The 18448-nt window shown below is 75.1% G+C and carries 15 protein-coding genes and 1 pseudogene; 12 read left to right on the top strand and 4 right to left on the bottom strand.

Going from position 1 to position 18448, the window contains the following annotated elements:
- The first annotated feature begins 204 nt into the window (after positions 1-204).
- Positions 205-2049, top strand: coding sequence for an ABC transporter ATP-binding protein (locus ABZ719_RS20425; RefSeq protein ID WP_366726583.1), 1845 nt, complete (start codon positions 205-207; stop codon positions 2047-2049).
- Here the strand turns inward: ABZ719_RS20425 and ABZ719_RS20420 are convergent.
- A pseudogene (locus tag ABZ719_RS20420) lies at positions 1975-2451 on the bottom strand (response regulator transcription factor); the annotation flags it as partial. The gene ABZ719_RS20425 and the pseudogene ABZ719_RS20420 sit on opposite strands and share 75 nt — an antisense overlap.
- 400 nt (positions 2452-2851) lie before the next feature.
- Here ABZ719_RS20420 and ABZ719_RS20415 point away from each other — a divergent pair.
- The 10 genes from ABZ719_RS20415 to ABZ719_RS20370 all read left to right on the top strand — a co-directional run bounded on the left by ABZ719_RS20415 (position 2852) and on the right by ABZ719_RS20370 (position 15508).
- Entirely contained in the window at positions 2852-5008 is a 2157-nt protein-coding gene (locus ABZ719_RS20415; protein WP_366726595.1) for a SpoIIE family protein phosphatase, read from the top strand.
- Positions 5009-5595: 587 nt separating this feature from the next.
- Positions 5596-5811, top strand: a complete 216-nt coding sequence (locus ABZ719_RS20410; protein ID WP_037851125.1) for a hypothetical protein — start codon at positions 5596-5598, stop codon at positions 5809-5811.
- A 133-nt stretch (positions 5812-5944) separates the two neighbouring features.
- Positions 5945-6754, top strand: coding sequence for an HlyD family efflux transporter periplasmic adaptor subunit (locus tag ABZ719_RS20405; RefSeq protein WP_366726582.1), 810 nt, complete (start codon positions 5945-5947; stop codon positions 6752-6754).
- Entirely contained in the window at positions 6751-8973 is a 2223-nt protein-coding gene (locus ABZ719_RS20400; protein WP_366726581.1) for an NHLP family bacteriocin export ABC transporter peptidase/permease/ATPase subunit, read from the top strand. The genes ABZ719_RS20405 and ABZ719_RS20400 overlap by 4 nt, the downstream gene beginning before the upstream one ends.
- Position 8974: 1 nt before the next feature.
- Positions 8975-11791: an NHLP bacteriocin export ABC transporter permease/ATPase subunit gene (locus ABZ719_RS20395; RefSeq protein ID WP_366726580.1), complete on the top strand. Its 2817-nt coding sequence runs from the start codon at positions 8975-8977 to the stop codon at positions 11789-11791.
- Between the two features lie 233 nt (positions 11792-12024).
- Positions 12025-13068 (top strand): Ppx/GppA family phosphatase, encoded by a 1044-nt coding sequence (locus ABZ719_RS20390; RefSeq protein ID WP_366726579.1) that lies wholly within the window; start codon positions 12025-12027, stop codon positions 13066-13068.
- Positions 13069-13264: 196 nt separating this feature from the next.
- Entirely contained in the window at positions 13265-13471 is a 207-nt protein-coding gene (locus ABZ719_RS20385) for a hypothetical protein (protein ID WP_366726578.1), read from the top strand.
- 36 nt (positions 13472-13507) lie between these two features.
- The gene (locus ABZ719_RS20380; RefSeq protein WP_366726577.1) at positions 13508-14533 is read left to right on the top strand and encodes an iron-containing redox enzyme family protein; all 1026 of its coding nucleotides are present in this window, start codon (positions 13508-13510) and stop codon (positions 14531-14533) included.
- A 53-nt stretch (positions 14534-14586) separates the two neighbouring features.
- Positions 14587-15240 carry a HemK2/MTQ2 family protein methyltransferase gene (locus tag ABZ719_RS20375; RefSeq protein WP_366726576.1) on the top strand — a complete coding sequence of 218 codons (654 nt, stop codon included), beginning with the start codon at positions 14587-14589 and terminating at the stop codon, positions 15238-15240.
- Between the two features lie 49 nt (positions 15241-15289).
- A complete protein-coding gene (locus ABZ719_RS20370; protein ID WP_366726594.1) occupies positions 15290-15508 on the top strand; it encodes a CDGSH iron-sulfur domain-containing protein in 219 nt (72 codons plus the stop codon).
- A gap of 139 nt (positions 15509-15647) precedes the next feature.
- Here ABZ719_RS20370 and ABZ719_RS20365 read toward each other — a convergent pair whose 3' ends face one another.
- Positions 15648-16082 carry a protease inhibitor gene (locus tag ABZ719_RS20365; protein WP_366726575.1) on the bottom strand — a complete coding sequence of 145 codons (435 nt, stop codon included), beginning with the start codon at positions 16080-16082 and terminating at the stop codon, positions 15648-15650.
- A gap of 421 nt (positions 16083-16503) precedes the next feature.
- Here ABZ719_RS20365 and ABZ719_RS20360 point away from each other — a divergent pair, with 421 nt between their 5' ends.
- Positions 16504-17673, top strand: coding sequence for a lactate 2-monooxygenase (locus tag ABZ719_RS20360; RefSeq protein ID WP_366726574.1), 1170 nt, complete (start codon positions 16504-16506; stop codon positions 17671-17673).
- 14 nt (positions 17674-17687) lie between these two features.
- Here the strand turns inward: ABZ719_RS20360 and ABZ719_RS20355 are convergent, their stop codons facing one another.
- Positions 17688-18065: a toxin Doc gene (locus tag ABZ719_RS20355; RefSeq protein ID WP_037851140.1), complete on the bottom strand. Its 378-nt coding sequence runs from the start codon at positions 18063-18065 to the stop codon at positions 17688-17690.
- 3 nt (positions 18066-18068) lie between these two features.
- A complete protein-coding gene (locus ABZ719_RS20350) occupies positions 18069-18314 on the bottom strand; it encodes a hypothetical protein (protein WP_037851141.1) in 246 nt (81 codons plus the stop codon).
- Between the last annotated feature and the right edge of the window lie 134 nt (positions 18315-18448).

Genomic DNA, 18448 nt, shown 5'->3' with positions numbered 1-18448 from the left:
TGGTCGGCACCCGGTGCGGGACGGCGGGGGGACGCGGCGCCGGACGCAGGACGGCCGCGGGGCGCGACACCCGGGGCCGGACAGCAAGCAGACCCACCACCCGACACAGGACAGCCGGGGGGCGCGGCGCCCGGAGCGGGGTGGCGGGGGCTGAGGTTCCTGCGCGCCCGGTGGCGGGTCCTGGTGCGGCTGGGCGGGTGGTCCGTGCTGGAGACGGGGCAGACGTTCCTGCTCGGTTACGCCCTGGCACGGTCCCTGGACTCGGGGTTCCTGGCGGGACGCGCCGCGGCCGGGCTGGCCTGGCTGGGCGTCGCCGGGGCCGGAGTCCTTCTGGGCGCGGTCGGGACCGGGCGGGTGTACCGCTCGGTCGCCGCGCTGGTCGAGCCGCTGCGGGACCGGCTCGTGGAGCGGGTCGTGGCGCGCGGGGTGCGGGAGGCGGACGACGGCGCGCTCTCCCGGCTCACCCAGCAGGTGGAGATCGCCCGCGACACCTTCGCCGGGCTGGTGCTGGTCTCCCGATCGTTCGTGGTCGCCGCGGCCGGCGCTCTGATCGGCCTGTTCTCGCTGGCGCCGCCGCTCGCGCTCGTGGTCGTCGCGCCGCTGGCCGCCGCGATCACCCTGTTCGCGCTGACGCTGCGACCGCTGGCCCGGCGCCAGGAGGCGTACCTGGCCGCGGACGAGGCCCTCGCGGAGGGGCTGGGCCGGGTGGGCCCGGGCCTGCGGGACGTGACGGCCTTCGGCGCCGAGGCCCGGGTCGCGGCCGGTGTCGCGCGGTGCGTGGAGGCCGAGCGGCGGGCCGCGGGCGCGCTGGCCCGCTGGGGTGTCCTGCGGGTGGCGGCCCTCGCCGTGGGCGGTCACGCGCCGGTCGTCCTCCTGCTGGTCGCCGCGCCGTGGCTGCTGGACCACGACGTGTCGCCCGGCGCGCTGGTGGGCGCCCTCGCCTATGTCACCCAGTCGCTCCTGCCGGCGCTGCAGAACCTGATCCACGGCCTGGGGGCCGGCGGCGCCCGCCTGACGGTGGTGCTGCGCCGCCTCGCCCCGGCCGGTGACGAGGACGCCCGGACCGGCCGGGCCCCCGCGCCCGCCCCCCGGCCCGCGCCCCGTTCTCCGTCCACACCCGCCCCCCGGCCCACACCCTCTCCCCCTCCCGCCCCCTCTCCCCCTCCCCCTCCCGGCGCGGCCCCCGCCCTCGCCCTGTCCGGCGTCACCTTCGCCTACGGGCCACACAGCGAACCCGTGGTCCGGGATCTCGACCTCGTCGTGCCGCACGGCGGCCACCTGGCCGTCGTCGGGCCGAGCGGGATCGGCAAGTCGACGCTCACCGCGCTGGTGGCGGGGCTGCTGGAACCGGCGGCCGGGCAGATCACGGTGTGCGGGCTGCCGGTTCCGGGGCCCGGTGCGGCCGCGCGCCGCGTCCTGATCCCGCAGGAGGCGTACGTCCACACCGGGACCCTCGGCGAGAACCTCACCCATCTGCGCCCCGACCCGGTGCCGCCGCACGAACTGCTCGCCGCGGCGGAGGCGGTCGGACTCGCACCGCTGCTGCACCGCCTCGGCGGCCCCGGCGCACCGGTGGACCCGGCGGCGCTGTCGGCGGGCGAGCGCCAGCTGATCGCGCTGACCCGGGCGTACCTGTCGCACGCCCCGCTCGCCCTGCTCGACGAGGCGACCTGCCACCTGGACCCGGACGCCGAGGCCCGCGCGGAGCGCGCCTTCGCCGCCCGGCCCGGCGGAACGCTGGTGGTGGTGGCGCACCGGCTCACTTCCGCCCGCCGGGCCGACCGCGTCCTGGTCATGGACGGCCGGGACACCGCCTACGGGACGCACGAGGAACTGCTGCGGACCTGCGGGCTCTACCGGGAACTCTTCGGCGGCTGGGCACCGCCCGGTTCACAGCCAGCCCTCCCCCTGGGAGATGCGGATGGCGTCGATCCGGTTGCGGGCCCCGGTCTTGCGGGTGATGGCCGCCATGTAGTTGCGCACGGTTCCGTGGGACAGGTGCAGGCTTCCGGCGATCTCGGCGACGGAGGCGCCCTCGGCGGCCAGTGACAGCACGCTCAGTTCGCGCCGGGTCAGCGGCATCTCGGCGGCCTTGAGGAAACCGAGGCCCAGGGACTCGTCGACGAAACGTTCCCCCTCGGCGACCCGGCGTATGCCGCGCACCAGACGCTCCGGCGATCCCTTCTTGTCGACGTACCCGAGCACCCCGGCCTCGATGGCCTGGCGTAACAGCCCCGGCCGGTCCGCCGTTGCCAGCACCAGCAGGCGGGGGGCCCGCCGGCCCGGCTCCCGCGGACACAGCTCGTCCAGCGGGACCTGCTTGCGCGCCCTCGGGTGGTCGAGGTCGACGGCGCACACGTCCGGCCGTACTCTGCGCACCTGCCCCGGCGCACCGCGCCACGGCGTGTCGTGCACCCCCAGGTCGGGCTCCCGGCGCAGCCACTCCGCCATGACCGATCGCACCAGACACGCGTCGTGCACCAGAAGTATCCGGATCACTGCCGCCCCCTCGGTTCGTCCCGCGTGCCGGTTCCGTGCCGGTCCTCGCGCGGTTCTGTGATGGTGGTGTGCGCGTGCCCCATTCTTGGGGGCGTGTACGGCCCAGTGGCGCGGAGAATTGGCCAAGGGGAGGCGCGGGGGCGCACACGCGGCGGCCGTCCACCGCAACACGCCCCGTCCGCCCCGGCATGGGCAGCGCCGGACGGGGTACACGGGGCGCCCGCCCGGGGCACCCGTACGAGCCCGCCGCCACCGCGCTCCCCGCTCGAGCCGCCCCGCCGCTCACCGTGCGGGGAGGGCCGCGACGGGCGAGTCCTGGTCCCGGAAACCGGTGACGCGGCCCTGCGAGGAGGTGGTCGGCGTGTCGGAGCGGCCGAGGTCCGGACAGCCCCCGGCGACCGCCCCCGGGCCCGCCGGCCGCCCGCTGCTGTCCCTGGCGCTCGCCGCCATGCTGGACGAGGTCCACGCGCACTCGGGAGCGGTGTACCTGCTGGCGCCGGACCAGCCGGTCCTGGAGATGGCGGTGATGGCGGGCATGCCCCGGGCGTTCGCCGCGCCCTGGGAGCGGGTCGGGCTGAGCGCCCCCATCCCGGTCGCCCAGGCCGTACGGGAACGGCGGCTGATCTGGGTAAGCGGCGAGGAGGAGATGGCCCGCCGCTATCCGCGCATCGCCGTCGTGCTGCCCTACCCCTTCGCGCTGGCCGCGCTGCCGGTGGCCACCGGGGCCACCGTGTACGGGGCCGTCTTCGTGACCTGGCCGGACGCCCACCCGCCGGTGCTGTCCGACTGGGAACGCGAGCACCTGGCCGCGGCCTGCGACCGGCTGGCGGTACGCCTGGAGCGGGCCGCGGCCGAACGCCGCCCGGTGCTCCCGGAGCCCGATCTGCTCGCCGCGCCGCCGGCCGGGGGCGTCACCGGCACGTTCGGCTCGGTCGAGGCGGCCCGCATGACGGCCCGGCTGCCGTACGGGCTGGCCTCGCTCGACCTGCACGGCCGGGTCTCGTTCGCCAACCCGGCCGCGGCCGGACTGCTCGGACTGCCCGTCACCGAACTGCTGGGCACCCGGCTGTGGACGGCCGTGCCGTGGCTGAACGACCCGATGTACGAGGACCGCTACCGGGCCGCCCTGCTCAGCCAGCACGTCACGTCCTTCGTCGCGCTGCGCCCGCCCGGTGAGTGGCTGTCCTTCCGGATGTACCCGAGCACCACCGGGCTGAGCCTGCGGATCAGCCGGGCCCGCGCGGTCGCCGAGCTGGGACGGACGGCACCGCACCCGGAAGGAACGCAGTCGCCGGCCGGCCTGGTGACCATCTCGCGGGTGCTGGGGCTGGCCGGGGCACTGACCGAGGCCGTGGGCGTGCAGGACGTGGTGCGGCTGGTCGCCGACGAGATCGTGCCGGCCGTCGGCAGCCGGGCCCTGATGATCCTCGGCTCCCAGTCGGGGCGGCTGCACGTGCTCGGCCACCGCGGATACCCCGAACGGGCCGTCGAGGAGTTCCACGGCACGCCGCTCGGGGCGCCGACCCCGAGCACGCGGGTGCTGTCCACCGGAGCCCCCGCCTTCTTCGAGTCCCGGCAGCAGCTGGAGCGGCTGTACCCGGTACGGCAGGCGGTGCGCGACGGCTTCGCGGCCTGGGCGTACCTGCCGCTGATCGCGTCCGGCCGCCCGGTGGGCACCTGCGTCCTGTCCTACGCCCATCCGCACCCCTTCCCGGCGGACGAGCGGGCCGTCCTGACGAGCCTGGGCGGCCTGATCGCGCAGGCACTGGAACGGGCCCGGCTCTACGACGCCAAGCACCGGCTGGCCCACGGCCTGCAGCAGGCGCTGCTGCCGCGCTCACTGCCCCGGCTGCCGGGCTTCGAGACGGCCGCGCGCTATCTGCCGGCCACGCAGGGCATGGACATCGGCGGCGACTTCTACGACCTCGTCCCCAGCCGCCCGCTGGCCGCGGCGGTGATCGGGGACGTGCAGGGGCACAACGTCACCGCCGCCGGTCTGATGGGCCAGTTGCGTACGGCGGTCCGCGCGTACACCACCGTCGGCCAGGAGCCGCAGGAGGTCATGGCGAGCACCAACCGGCTGATGATGGAGCTGGGCGTCGAGCTGTTCGCCAGCTGTCTGTATCTGCGGCTCGACCCGGCCGAGGGCTGCGCCGTGATGTCCCGGGCCGGGCACCCGCCGCCGCTGCTGCGCCGCCCGGACGGGCGGGTGCGCGTGCTCGACCTGGCCGGGGGCCCGCTGCTGGGCATCGACCCGGCGGCGACGTATCCGACGACACGCGTGGGCCTGCCCCCCGGCTCCGTGCTGGTCCTCTACACCGACGGGCTGGTCGAGTCGCCCGGCACCGACATCGAGGAGGCGCTCGCCGGCCTGGGGCAGCGGCTCGGCGAGGCCGGGGACGTGCCGCTGGGCCGGCTGGCCGACCTGCTGGTGGAACACAGCGCGGCGGCGCGGGAGCGGATCGACGACGTGGCGGTCCTGCTGCTGCGCGCCCGGGGCGACGGCTGACACGGCGCCCGGCACCGGGCGCCGGCCGCGGGGGGGCACCGGGCGCGGGGGCCGCTGCCGGCCGTTCGCCGTCCGTGGTGCGCCGTGCCCCCGAGCCCGGGCCCGTCGCACATCCCCCGGCCGGAAACAGTCCGCCACCGGCCGGTCACGTTCGGTCGACGAACCGTCGCGGCCGGGAAGCGGAACCCCTGCTTCAGAAAATCTGCACAGCGACTGCCCAGCGGGGTCACCGGGCGGCACAGATCTGCACAACCGCGCGCCCCCGGCGGCGCGTTTGGCGCGGAGTGCCGGATTCCGCGGCGGCCCGGCAAGAGCCGCGGTGAGCCGATGCCGTGCGCCTTGTGAAGAAGTGGCCGACGACTCGTGCCCGGGCGTGCACGGATGGGCCCCCTGGAGCGGGAAATTCCCTGGTGAGAGGCCTGCTCGAGTGGAGGGGCCGGTTCGTGCCGTGCTTTGATCCATCGCACCGCGGGGCCCGCCGGACCCTTGCATCGGCGACGGCCGGCTGCCCCGCCCGCGGCCTTCCCTCTGCCCCCCAGAGGGGGCCGCTCCCCGTTGAGAAACCCCACAGGAAGGGAAGTTCCACCATGAACTCCACCCCCCAGGTCGAGACCGCCGAGATCTCCGACGCCGACCTCGACAACGTCTCGGGCGGTCTGTCGCTGAACGCCGTCGGCACCGTCACGGGCCTGGTGGACGGCGTCGCCCCGGTGTCCGGCCTGGTCGACACGGCCGTCGGCACCGTCGAGGGTGTGACCGGCCTGAACACCGCGCCGGTCACCAACCTGGTCGCCGGTCTCTGAGCGCATCGCGCCCCGAGGCGTCCCGGAGCCGTACACCGGTTCCGGGACGCCCGGATGCCCGCCCGGTCCTGCCGGGCCCCGTACCTCGAAAGACCGCCCCGCACAGGCCTCAGCCACAGGTGAGGGAAGTTCCGTGCAGTTCCGCCAACAGGCCCTCGCCAAGCTCCAGTCACCCGAGGAACTCGACCTTCCGGTACGCCTGGCCCGCCCGCGGGGATGGCTCGTGCTCTCCGTCACCCTCGTCGCGACGGCCGCCGCCTGCGTGTGGGCGGTGACCGGTTCGGTGGCCTCCACGGTCACCGCGCAGGCCGTCCTCACCCACGGGCAGGGCAGTTACGTCCTGCAGAGCCCGGTCTCCGGACAGGTCACCGCGGTCCTCGCCGAGGAGGGCGGACGGCTCGCCGCCGGCACGCCCGTGCTCGAGGTCCGCACCGCTTCCGGCACGACGACGCCCGTACGGGCCGTGGCCGCCGGCCGGATCACCACGCTGGCCGCCGCCCTCGGGCAGATCGTCTCCCCCGGCACGGACGTCGCCGCCGTCGAGAAGGCGGCCCACGCCTCCGACCCGCTGTACGCGACCGTCTACGTGCCCGCGCAGAACGCCGCCGCCGTTCCCGCCGGCGCCCCCGTCGACCTGACCGTCTCCTCCGCGCCCGCCGAGCGGTACGGCGTGCTGCGCGGCCGGGTGGCGTCGGTGGACCGCTCGGCGCAGTCCGCCCAGCAGATCGGCGCGTTCCTCGGGGACGCCCGGCTGGGCGGGCAACTGGCCGGGAAGGGCCGGCCGGTGGCCGTCCGGGTACGGCTCGACACCGCACCCGGCACACCGAGCGGGTACCGCTGGTCCTCCGCGGACGGCCCGCCGTTCCGCCTGGAGTCCATGACCCTGGCCACGGCCTCGATCCGCCTGGCCGACCAGCGTCCCGTCGACTGGCTCCTGCCGTGAGCGCCGCACCGCAGACCCGCGGGCGGCGACGCGCCGCCCCGCCCCGGCGCCCGGTGCCCCGGGGACGCACCCGCACGGTCCGTACACCCACCGTTCTCCAGATGGAGGCCGTGGAGTGCGGCGCCGCCTCGCTCGCCATGATCCTCGCCCACTATGGCCGCCACGTCCCGCTGGAGGAACTGCGCATCGCGTGCGGGGTCTCGCGGGACGGCTCGCGGGCGAGCAACCTACTGAAGGCGGCACGCGGTTACGGCCTGACGGCCAAGGGCATGCAGATGGACACCGCCGCCCTCGCCGAGGTGGCGGCACCGGCCGTCCTGTTCTGGGAGTTCAACCACTACGTCGTCTACGACGGCATGGGCCGCCGCCTGGGCCGGCGCGGGGTGTACGTCAACGACCCGGGCAAGGGCCGGCGTTTCGTGCCCATGGAGGACTTCGACAGCAGCTTCACCGGGGTGGTGCTGGTGCTGGAGCCGGGCGAGGGTTTCACGCGCGGCGGACGCAGACCGGGTGTGCTGAGCGCGCTCCCGGCCCGGCTGCGCGGCACCGCGGGCACGCTGCCCGCGGCGGTCCTCGCGAGCCTGCTGCTGGTCGTGGCCGGCGCGGCGGTGCCCGCGCTCAGCCGCACCTACATCGACTCGTACCTGATCGGTGGCCAGACCTCGCTGCTGGGCGTGCTGTTCGCGTCGATGGGCGCGTGCGTGCTGCTCACCGTCGTGCTGACCTGGCTGCAGCAGACGAACCTGCTGCACGGCCGCATCGTCTCCTCCACCCTGTCGAGCGCCCGCTTCCTGCGCCATCTGCTGCGGCTGCCGGTGACGTTCTTCGCCCAGCGCAGCCCCGCGGACCTGGTGCAGCGGCTGCAGTCCAACGACGCCGTCGCCGAGACCCTGGCCCGCGACCTGTCCGCGGCGGGCGTCGACGCGATCGTCGTCGTGCTGTACGCCGTGCTGCTCTACACCTACGACCCGCAGCTGACCGCGGTCGGCATCGGGGTGGCGCTGCTGAACGTGGTGGCGATGCGGGTGGTCGTACGGCTGCGCGCGACGCGGACGGCGAAGCTGCGCGCGGACACCGCGCGGCTGACCAACACGGCGTACACCGGACTGCAGTTGATCGAGACGATGAAGGCGACCGGCGGTGAGGACGGCTACTTCCGCACCTGGGCCGGGCAGCACGCCACCACGCTGGAGGAGCAGCAGCGGCTCGGGGTGCCGAGCGCCTGGCTGGGCGTGGTCGCGCCGGCGCTGGCCACGCTGAACAGTGCGCTGATCCTGTGGATCGGCGGGATGCGGGCGGTCGAGGGCCATGTCTCGGTGGGACTGCTGGTCGCCTTCCAGGCGCTGGTGACCCGTTTCACCGCGCCGCTGACCCGGCTCAACGGGGTGGCGGGCCGCATCCAGGACTTCGCCGCCGACGTGGCCCGGCTCAAGGACGTCGAGTCCTTCGGCACCGACCCGCTGTACTCCCGGCCCGGCACCGGCGACTCCACGCGCCGGCTGCGCGGCCACGTCGAACTCCAGAACATCTCCTTCGGCTACAGCCCGCTGGACAAGCCGCTGCTGACCGGCTTCGACCTCACCGTGGGGCCGGGGCAGCAGGTGGCGCTGGTCGGCGGCTCGGGCAGCGGCAAGTCGACGGTGTCCCGGCTGATCTCCGGGCTGTACACGCCCTGGGAGGGCGTGATCCGCATCGACGGGCAGCACCTCGCGGACATCCCGCGCGGCGCGCTGGCCGCCTCGGTGTCCTTCGTCGACCAGGACGTGTTCCTCTTCGAGGGCACGGTCCGCGACAACGTGGCCCTGTGGGACCCCTCGATCCCGGACGACGCCGTGGTGGAGGCGCTGCGCGACGCCTGCCTGTACGACGTGGTGGCGCGCCGCCCCGGAGGCATCCACAGCCGTGTCGAGCAGGACGGGCGGAACTTCTCCGGCGGGCAGCGCCAGCGCCTGGAGATCGCGCGGGCGCTGGTGCGCCGGCCGAGCATCCTCGTCCTGGACGAGGTGACGAGCGCGCTGGACGCGGAGACCGAGCAGACCGTCATGGACAACCTGCGGCGGCGCGGCTGCGCCTGTGTGGTGATCGCCCACCGGCTGTCCACCGTGCGCGACAGCGACGAGATCGTCGTCCTGGAGCACGGTACGGTCGTCGAACGCGGGCGGCACGAGGAACTGGTGGCGCGCGGCGGCGCGTACGCCGCGCTGGTCGGGGAGCGATGAGATGACGGCCGTCGGCGAAGGCGACCTGGTCGTCGGGGCGCTCGCCTCCCTGGGCACGCCGCTGGACTGCACGGGGCTGTCCCGGCTCGACCTCGAGGGCCCGCAGGTGCTGTGGCTGGTGGCGGCCGGTGCGGTGGACCTGTTCGCGGTGGACGCGCGGCAGGAGGGCCAGTGGCACCACCTGGGGCGGCTGGAGGCGGGTTCGCTGCTGCTCGGTCCGGTGGCGGGCCCCCGGCACACCCTGGTGGCGCGGCCGCTGCGCGACTGCGTGGTGCACCGGATCGGGCTGCGCGAGCTGTACCAGCAGGCGGACACCCGCACCTGGTCGTACGACGAGTACGGCAACCCACGGTACGTGCCGCCGGCCGCCGGTCCCCTGGAGTACGCGCTCGCGCTCGGGATCGGGCGCAGCCTGTCCGTCCTGTTCCAGGCGCCGACGGCCGGCCAGCGCGGCGCCGCGCCCGCCGACGACGACGTGTTCTGGATGCAGGTGCCGCCGGGCAGTGTGCACTACGGCTCGCTCCACGGCGCCGAGGCCGCGGCCGACCTGCTGATGGACCCGGCGCTCTGGCAGAGCGTGGTGGACCAGCAGTACCGGCTGCTGACGGCGCTGGACCGCTGGATCGAGGAGCTGGAGCGCGGCCACGAGATGCGCACGGCGGCCGGTATCGAGGCCGGTGAGGCCGTGCGCGCCGAGGCCGACCGGACGCTGCTGGCCGCCCTGGGCCCCTCCTCGGCGCGGCGCGCCACGGCCGCCGACGCGGACGCGACGTACGCGGCCTGCCGGCTGGTCGCCCGGGCCGCTGGGATCACGCTCGCCGCGGCCCCGCGGTCCGGCACCGAGGGCGACCGGCTCGATCCGGTGGAGCGGGTCGCCCTGGCCTCCCGGGTGCGCACCCGCACCGTGCGCCTCGAAGGCCGCTGGTGGCGGCAGGACGCGGGCCCGCTGGTGGGTCACCGGGCGCTGTCGGGCGCGCCGGTCGCGCTGCTGTGGCGGCGTGGCGGCTATGTCGCGGTGCATCCGGCGACCGGGCGGGAGACACCGGTCGAGAAGGCCAACGCCCGGGAGTTCGAGCCGCGTGCGGTGATGTTCTACCGCCCGCTGCCCGACCGCCGCCTCTCCCCGCTCGCCCTGCTCCGCTTCAGCCTGCGCGGTACCGCGGGGGACCTGTTGAACCTGCTGGTCAGCGGGTTGGTGACGGTCGCCGTCGGGGCGCTGGTGCCGATCGCGACGGGCAAGGTGCTCGGACAGTACGTGCCCAGGGCCCAGGAGGGGCCGATCGCCCAGGTGTGCCTGGCGGTGATGATCGGCAGCGTGGTGGCCGCGGCGTTCACGCTGCTGGAGAACCTGACCGTGCTGCGGCTTGAGGGGCGGATCGAGGCGACGCTCCAGCCGGCCGTGTGGGACCGGCTGCTCAGGCTGCCCACGGCGTTCTTCGCCGCCCGTTCCACCGGGGAACTGGCGAGCGCGGCGATGGGCGTGAGCGCGATGCGCCGGCTGCTGGCCGGGATCGGCCCGGTGGTCGCCCAGTCGGTGACCGTGGGCACGATGAACCTGGCGCTGCTGTTCTGGTACAGCCCGCCGATGGCGTGCGCGGCGCTCGGCATGCTCGTGGTGATCGCGGCCGTGTTCCTGGGGCTCGGGCTGTGGCAGGTGCGCTGGCAGCGGCGGCTCGTGGTGCTCGGCAACAAGCTGAACAACCAGGCGTTCCAGACGCTGCGCGGACTGCCCAAACTGCGGGTGGCGGCGGCGGAGAACTACGCGTACGCGGCCTGGGCGCGGCAGTTCGCGCGCAGCCGCGAGCTCCAGCAGAAGGTGGGCCGGATCAAGAACCTCACCACCGTGCTCGGCGCCGTGTACCTGCCGGTGTGCACGCTGGTCATGTTCATGCTGCTGGCGGGACCGGCGCGCGGCTCGATGTCGGCGGCGGCGTTCCTGACGTTCAGCACGTCGGTGACGATGCTGCTGACCTCGGTGACCCAGCTGACCGGGGCGTTCGTGTCGGCGGTGGCCGCGCTTCCGCTGTTCGAGGAGATCAGGCCGGTGCTGCGGGCCACACCGGAGGTGCGCACCGGCAGTACCCGGCCGGGCCCGCTGTCGGGGGCGGTCGAGGCGCGGCGGCTGTCGTTCCGGTACGCCGAGGACGGGCCGCTGGTCCTGGACGACGTGTCGTTCCGGGTGCGGCCGGGCGAGTTCGTGGCGGTCGTGGGGCCGAGCGGCTGCGGCAAGTCGACGCTGCTGCGGCTGCTGATCGGTTTCGACCGGCCGCTGTCGGGCAGCGTCCTGTACGACGGTCAGGACCTGGCCGCGCTCGACCAGTCGGCGGTGCGCCGGCAGTGCGGGGTGGTGCTGCAGCACGCGCAGCCGTTCACCGGGTCGGTCCTGGACGTCATCCGGGGCACCGAGCCGTGCTCGCCCGAGGAGGCGATGGCGGCGGCGGAGCTGGCGGGTCTGGCGGAGGACATCCGCCGGATGCCGATGGGGCTGCACACCATCGTCTCGGGCGGCGGGGCCGTCTCGGGGGGCCAGCGGCAGCGGCTGATGATCGCGCAGGCCCTGGTCAGGCGGCCGCGGATCCTCTTCTTCGACGAGGCCACCAGCGCCCTGGACAACGAGACGCAGCGCACGGTGATCGAGAGCACCCGGAAGCTGAACGCGACGCGCGTCGTCATCGCGCACCGTCTGTCGACGGTGCTGGACGCCGACCGGGTGATCGTCATGGAGGAGGGCAGGATCGCCCAGGAGGGCACGCCCGCCGAACTGCTCGCGGACACGGGGGGCCGGCTGCACGAGCTGGTGCGGCGGCAGCTGGCCTGACGCGGCGCCGTCCCCGGCCCCGTCCTCCCGAAGTGACAAGCAGCTCTCTGCAGTGAATCTGGGGTGTGCTCGTCAGCGTTCTTGATCTTCTGCGCTTGTCAGGGGCCTTGCACGGCTCGGCTGCGCGCCACCGGGGCGCCACCCGGGGTGAACCGGCCGTTGTCCCGCTGTTCGTGCGCCGCAGCCGCCGGTGACAGGCGTAGGAGATCACCGGGCCGGGTACCCACCGGCCCATGCGAATCAGCGTGGTGGACGTGGGGTCGAAGACGGTACGGCTGGTGGTGGCGGACGCCGTGGGCGGGGCGCCGCTGCCGGTGCACACCGCCAAGTGGCGGCTGCGCCTGTCGGAGCAGGTCGCGCCCGGCCAGGAGATTCCGCAGGAGGCGGTGGAGCGCATCGTCCAGGCGGTCTCGGAGGCCGGCCGGACGGCGGCCCGGTGGGGCGCGGCCGGGCCGCCCGCCTTCGCGACCGCCGTGGTGCGCGGGGCCCCGAACCGGCTGGACGTCCTGCGCACCGTCCGGGCGCGCACCGGCATCGCGCTGTGCACCCTGCCCGGCGAGGTCGAGGCCGAGCTGACCTTCCTGGGCGCCCGGCGGTGGATGGGCTGGCGGTCGGGACCGCTGGCGCTGCTCGACATCGGCGGCGGGTCGCTGGAGGTGGCCTTCGGCCGCGGCCGGCTGCCCGACTTCGCGGCGTCGCTGCCGCTCGGCGCGGGACGGCTGACCCACGAGTTCCTGGCGCAGCAGGACCCGCCGTCCCCGGAGCGGCTCAAGGAGCTGCGGCGCCACGTCCGGCACCAGCTGCGGGACGTGGCGGCCCGGATCCGCTGGGAGGGGCCGCGCACCGCCGTGGCGACCTCCCGCACCTTCCAGCAGCTGGGCCGGCTGTGCGGGGCCGCCCCCGGCCGGCACGGGCCGTTCGTGGAGCGGCGGGTGCAGCGCGCGGCACTGCGCCGGGCGGTCGGGCAACTGGCCGCGCTGCCCGCCGCCGAGCGCGCCGCCCTGCCGGGCATCTCCGCGCCGCGCGCCGCGCAGAGCCTGGCCGGCGCGGTGGTCGGGCACACGGCGATGAAACTGATGGGCCTGAAGACGGTCACCGTCTCCCCCTGGGCCATCCGCGAAGGGGTGCTCCTGCGGCAGATCGAGGAGGGGGCGGCCGGGGCGTCATGGTGGGAGCGGGTCTCCCGGCTCGGCGAGGACCCCGCGCCGCCGGACCCCGTACCGCTGCGCCTGGCGGCGACGGCCACATCGACGGCCACGTCGACGGCGCGGGGCTGACCCCGCGGTCCGGACCCCGGGCGCGCGGTGTGCCCGGCAGACCGCAGGACGGAGCACGACGGCCCGGCAGACCGTACGACGGAGTACGACGGCCCCGCAGACCGTACGACGGAGTACGACGGCCCGGCGGGGCCGGCACGGAGCACGACCGGAAACAGGGAACACGACCGGAAACGAGGAGAAGGAGGTGCCGGCCATGCCGGACAAGGAGCGGAAGCAGCACCAGGACAAGCCCGACACGGCGCTCGGCGAGGTCCTGCGCGAGTTCGAGAAGGCCGAGACCGACGTCGACGACCGGCGCGAACGCCGGCACCGGGGCGAGGCCGGCGAGGCGGTCACCCCCAACACCCGGGCCCAGGAGGAGGCCGGGAAGGACGCCGCGGACGAGGCCGGCGGGGACTGAACGGGTGGCCGGGGGTCCGGCGGGTACCCGCGCTCCATGAATCACGTTCACCTCGGACCCGAGCTGCCCCCCGCCCGCGGACCCGTCAGCGCCGCCGTACGGGAGTACCTGCGGGGCACGGGCCCGCTGCCCCGCGCCGAGGACGCGGACGCCGCGGCGGCGTACGGCGACGACCTGCAGCTCGCGCTGTACCTCTGCTACGAGCTGCACTACCGCGGCTTCGCCGGGGTCCCTCCCGAGCGCGAGTGGGACCCCGGCCTCCTCGGCGTCCGGGCGGCGCTGGAGCGCCGCTTCCTGGCCGCGCTGCGGGCCGACGCCACGGTGCACACCCGTCTCGACGACGCGCTCGCGGACCTGCTGGTGGAGCCCGTGGACGGCGCCGGGGTCTCCCACTTCCTGCGCGAGCAGGGCGAGCTGTGGCAGGTGCGCGAGTACGCCGCCCAGCGCTCCCTCTACCACCTCAAGGAGGCCGACCCGCACGCCTGGGTGCTGCCGCGGCTGTGGGGCCGGGCCAAGGCGGCGATGGCGGCGGTGGAGTTCGACGAGTACGGCGGCGGCCGTGCCGACCGCGTGCACGCCCGGCTCTTCGCCGACCTGATGCGGGACCTGGGGCTGGACACGACGTACGGCCGCTACCTGGACGCGGCCCCCGCGGAGGCCCTGGCCACCGTGAACCTGATGTCCCTGCTCGGGCTGCACCGGGAGCTGCGCGGGGCGCTGGTGGGCCACTTCGCCGCCGTCGAGATCACCTCCTCGCCGGGCTCGCGGCGGCTGGCCGAGGCGATGCGCCGCACGGGAGCCGGGGCGGCCGCCGCGTTCTTCTACGACGAGCACGTCGAGGCGGACGCCGTGCACGAGCAGGTCGTACGGCACGAGGTCATCGCCGGTCTGCTGGAGGAGGAGCCGCATCTGGCGGCCGACGTGGCCTTCGGCATCGACGCCACCGGCCACCTGGAGGACCGGCTCGGGGACCGGCTGCTCGCCGACTGGCGCGCCGGCCGCTCGTCGCTGCGGGTACCGCTCGGCACGGTGCCGGGGGTACTCGTCGGTGAACCGCGGTAGCCGGCCGTCCGGCCGACGGCACTATTCAAGGGGCGACGGGGTACTCGCGTGGCGTGAGCCGACTTCTGCTACCGGGCGTGTACGCCCCCCAGGACGACACCGCGCTGCTGGCCGAGGCCCTGGCCGACGAGGCGCTGAGGCCGGCCGCCACCGTGCTCGACGTGGGCACCGGCAGCGGTGCCCTGGCGCTGGCGGCGGCGCGGCGCGGCGCCCGGGTGACCGCCGTCGACGTGTCACGGCGGGCGGTGTGGACCACCCGTGTGAACGCCCGGCTGAACCGCCTGCCGGTCCGCGTCCTGCGCGGGAACCTGTTCGGTCCGGTGCGCGACCGGACCTTCGACCTCATCCTGGCCAATCCGCCCTACGTGCCCGCCCCGCAGGCCGGGCACGCCCCGCGGGGCAGGGCCCGCGCCTGGGACGCCGGACGCGACGGCCGGCTGGTGCTGGACCGGATCTGCCGGGACGCGCCCGCGCTGCTGCGGCCCGAGGGCGTGCTGCTCATGGTGCACTCCGCGCTCAGCGACCCGGGTCGCAGCCTGGAACTGCTGCGTACGGCCGGTCTCAAGGCGGCCGTGGTGCGCCGCCGCTGGATCGGCCTGGGACCGGTGCTGCGCAGGCGGCAGGACTGGCTGCGGGCCCACGGTCTGCTGGGGCCCGCCGACGAGAGGGAAGAGCTGGTGGTCATCCGTGCCGAACGACCCGTGTGACGAGGTGCCGGGCGGCGTCCCGGCCGCCGGCCCGCCCCGCCGGGTGACGATGCAGCGGCAGGGCCCGATCCTCGTGGAGGGCCCGGTCGAGGTGGAGCTGGAGGACGGCACCACCGTGGTGTCCGACCGGTTCCGGGTCGCCCTGTGCACCTGCCGCCGCAGCCGCCGCTATCCGTGGTGCGACACCAGTCACCGCAAGCGGGTTCCGGACTCGTCCGGCGGCGCGGCCGGAGGCCGTGGCCGCGCCGCGCCGGACGGGTCCGGATGACCCACCGCGATGCAGGGGCCGGCGGGAGGCCCCACTCCGCCCGCCGGCCCCTGGGCGGGATCGCCCCGGTCCCCGTGCCGGGCCCGCACTCCCCAGTCACGGGACCCTCGTGCTGCGCGGGGGCCGCGCGATCCCGGTCTCAGAAGGCGAAGACGCTCGTGAGGGAGGCGTTCTTCGCGCACTCGTTGGCGAAGGTGTGCCGGAAGGAGACGCGCCGGCCCTGCCAGACGCCGTCGGCGGTGACCACCACCGGGTTGTACTCCTTGGTGCACACCACGTCGCCGCCGCCCGTCAGGGTCTCCATGTCGCCTCCCGCCGCACGCAGCTCGGCGCAGGCGTCGAGGGGGGCCGGGTGCGTACCGGAGGCCGTCGGGGCGCAGGTGAGGGTGACGGCGCGCTCCGGCACGGCGGTGGCGGCGCTGTCGCCGTGGCCCACGGTCAGCACCAGGGCCGAGGGGGCGTAGAGGGAGGCGGGGACGGGGGACGGGGTGGCGAGGGCGGCCCCGGTGAGGGGTCCGCAGACGGCGGTGGCCGTCAGGCCGAGGGTCACGGCCCAGCGCGCGGTGTTCCGCATTGTGTGCTTCCTTCCGCAGGAGGTCGAGGGTGATGCCGGCCGCGACACGGTCGGTGCCGGACCGGCGAGCGGGAGTCTGCCGAGTCCGGCGCCGAAACTCACATCGGACCCACCGGTTTCGGTAACCTTGCGTATTGAATCAGTGGCGTGAAGTCACCAAGTTCCGGCCGGACGACCCCCGTACCACGGGGTTGACGATCACCGGGTCCGGCCGGATGGCCTGATCACCCCCGCTGCGCAATCGTCCGGAAACATTCCGCGGTCCCCCGTCGGCGACCACGTCCGTTCACCCTCCGCTCACCCGCGCGCCCGGCGCCGTCCCCGCGGCGGGGACCGCGTCCCGTGGGTCGACCCCGTCCCTACTCGCCCGTATGGTCGGCGGGTGCACGCGGTGGGGCGGCGAGGAAGGCGGGACGCGCGGATGGCGAAGCACTGGGCGGATTTCCAGTACGAGATCTACCTGAACGGCATGACGGGCGCGGTGCCGCGGCTGCCCACCGATCTGAGCCGCCTGGAGGCACTGACGCAGCAGCGGCTCGGGCCGGGCCCGGTGGGCTATGTGGCGGGCGCCGCGGGCGACGGCAGCACGGCGCGCGCCAACCGGGCGGCCCTGGAGCGGCGCCGGATCGTGCCGCGCATGCTGCGCGACGTGGGCGAGCGCGATCTGTCGGTTCGGGTGCTGGGCCGCGCTCTGCCCGCGCCGGTGGCACTGGCCCCGGTCGGGGTGCTGTCGATCATGCACCCGGACGCGGAGACGGCCGCGGCCCTGGCGGCCGCGGCGCAGGGCGTGCCGTTCGTCCTGTCGTCGGCCTCCAGCACGCCCATGGAGGAGGTCGCCCGGGCGATGGGGGACGCCGAGCGCTGGTTCCAGCTGTACTGGGCCAAGGACCGCGAGGTGACCCGCAGTTTCCTGCGTCGGGCGAAGGCCTGCGGCTTCAGCGTCCTCGTCGTCACCCTCGACACCCCGCTGCTGGCGTGGCGCCCCCGCGACCTCGACCAGGCGTATCTGCCGTTCCTGCGCGGGGTGGGCACCGCGAACTACTTCACCGACCCGGCCTTCCTGTCCACTCTGGCCAAGCCGGTGCACGAGGACCTCGACGCGGCGGTGCTGCGGTTCGTCGGCATGTTCGCCGACCCCGGCAAGACCTGGCCCGATCTGGCGTTCCTGCGGGACAACTGGGACGGTCCGATCGTCCTGAAGGGCGTCCTGCACCCGGACGACGCCCGCCTGGCCGCCGAGGCGGGGATGGACGGCGTGGTGGTGTCCAACCACGGCGGGCGCCAGGTGGCCGGTTCGGTCGCCGCCGCCGACGCGCTGCCCCGGGTGGCCGAGGCGGCCGGTGACCGGCTGACGGTCCTGTTCGACAGCGGTGTGCGCACCGGCGACGACGTCTTCAAGGCGCTCGCGCTCGGCGCGCGGGCGGTGCTGCTGGGCCGGCCGTACGTCTACGGGCTCGCTCTGGACGGCCGGGCCGGTGTGGAGCACGTGATCCGCTGTCTGCTCGCCGAGTTCGACCTGACCCTCGCCCTGTCGGGCCACGCCACGCCGGGCACCGTCGGTCCCGCCGACCTGGTGGAGGACGGCCGGTGAGCGGGCGGCGGGAGTCAGATCTCCCAGGAGCGCAGCCGGTCGGCGGCGCCGTAGACGTCGGTCTTGCCGGACATCAGGTCGCGGGCGAGGTCGACGAGGGCGCCGTAGGGCGGGTCGATGCCGACGCCGCTGACGTACATGTAGGCCACGGCGGTCGCGCAGGCGAAACGGGCGTTGGCAGACGGCAGCGGTTTGAGCACCGCGAGGGTGTGCAGCAGGGCGGCGGCCCGCCAGGCGGGGTCGGAGTCGACGCCGAGGCGCGGCGGATCCACGCGGTGGCGGGCGACGGCGGCCACGAGGGCGGAGAAGTCGTTGACGGTGGGCTGGTCCGGCAGCACTTCCTCGTGGCGCTGGAGCAGCCAGGGCACGTCGATGTGGAGGACGGGGGTCATCGGTCAGGCGGCCCGTCCCTGGCTCCTGCCGGGCCGCTCGTCCTCGGGGAAGGCGGCGGCGAATTCCTCGGCGTGGGCGGAGAAGAACCGGCGGAAGGCCTCGGCGCCCTCCTGCAGGGCGCGGTGCCGGGCTATGTCGGCGGCGGCGGCCTCGCGCACGAGCGCCTTCATCGACGTACCGCGTTCCTTGGCGATCTGCCGCAGGTCCTCTAGCTCGCGGTCGCTGAACTCCACATTGAGCGCTGGCATGGCCCCTACGGTACCGCGATGGTACTGGCGCGTAAATAGCCCCAGGTCAGGGCGGTTTCAGGCGGTACCAAGGCCGGAGCGCGGCGGACAGCGCGAGGCCGCCGGGGCGCGGCCGGCGCACGCGGGGCAAGGCC

The organism is Streptomyces sp. NPDC006743 (assembly GCF_040703815.1).
GTDB lineage: Bacteria > Actinomycetota > Actinomycetes > Streptomycetales > Streptomycetaceae > Streptomyces.
The sequence above is the reverse complement of the archived record's forward strand: the minus strand, read 5'-3'. Positions and strand labels throughout refer to the sequence as shown.

What these genes read in the sequence shown, in the direction of transcription:
- ABZ719_RS20410 (WP_037851125.1), top strand. Translation starts at nt 5,596, where the DNA reads ATGAACTCCACCCCCCAGGTCGAGACCGCCGAGATCTCCGACGCCGAC.
- ABZ719_RS20395 (WP_366726580.1), top strand. Translation starts at nt 8,975, where the DNA reads ATGACGGCCGTCGGCGAAGGCGACCTGGTCGTCGGGGCGCTCGCCTCC.
- ABZ719_RS20390 (WP_366726579.1), top strand. Translation starts at nt 12,025, where the DNA reads ATGCGAATCAGCGTGGTGGACGTGGGGTCGAAGACGGTACGGCTGGTG.
- ABZ719_RS20385 (WP_366726578.1), top strand. Translation starts at nt 13,265, where the DNA reads ATGCCGGACAAGGAGCGGAAGCAGCACCAGGACAAGCCCGACACGGCG.
- ABZ719_RS20380 (WP_366726577.1), top strand. Translation starts at nt 13,508, where the DNA reads ATGAATCACGTTCACCTCGGACCCGAGCTGCCCCCCGCCCGCGGACCC.
- ABZ719_RS20370 (WP_366726594.1), top strand. Translation starts at nt 15,290, where the DNA reads ATGCAGCGGCAGGGCCCGATCCTCGTGGAGGGCCCGGTCGAGGTGGAG.
- ABZ719_RS20365 (WP_366726575.1), bottom strand. Translation starts at nt 16,082, where the DNA reads ATGCGGAACACCGCGCGCTGGGCCGTGACCCTCGGCCTGACGGCCACC.
- ABZ719_RS20360 (WP_366726574.1), top strand. Translation starts at nt 16,504, where the DNA reads ATGGCGAAGCACTGGGCGGATTTCCAGTACGAGATCTACCTGAACGGC.
- ABZ719_RS20355 (WP_037851140.1), bottom strand. Translation starts at nt 18,065, where the DNA reads ATGACCCCCGTCCTCCACATCGACGTGCCCTGGCTGCTCCAGCGCCAC.
- ABZ719_RS20350 (WP_037851141.1), bottom strand. Translation starts at nt 18,314, where the DNA reads ATGCCAGCGCTCAATGTGGAGTTCAGCGACCGCGAGCTAGAGGACCTG.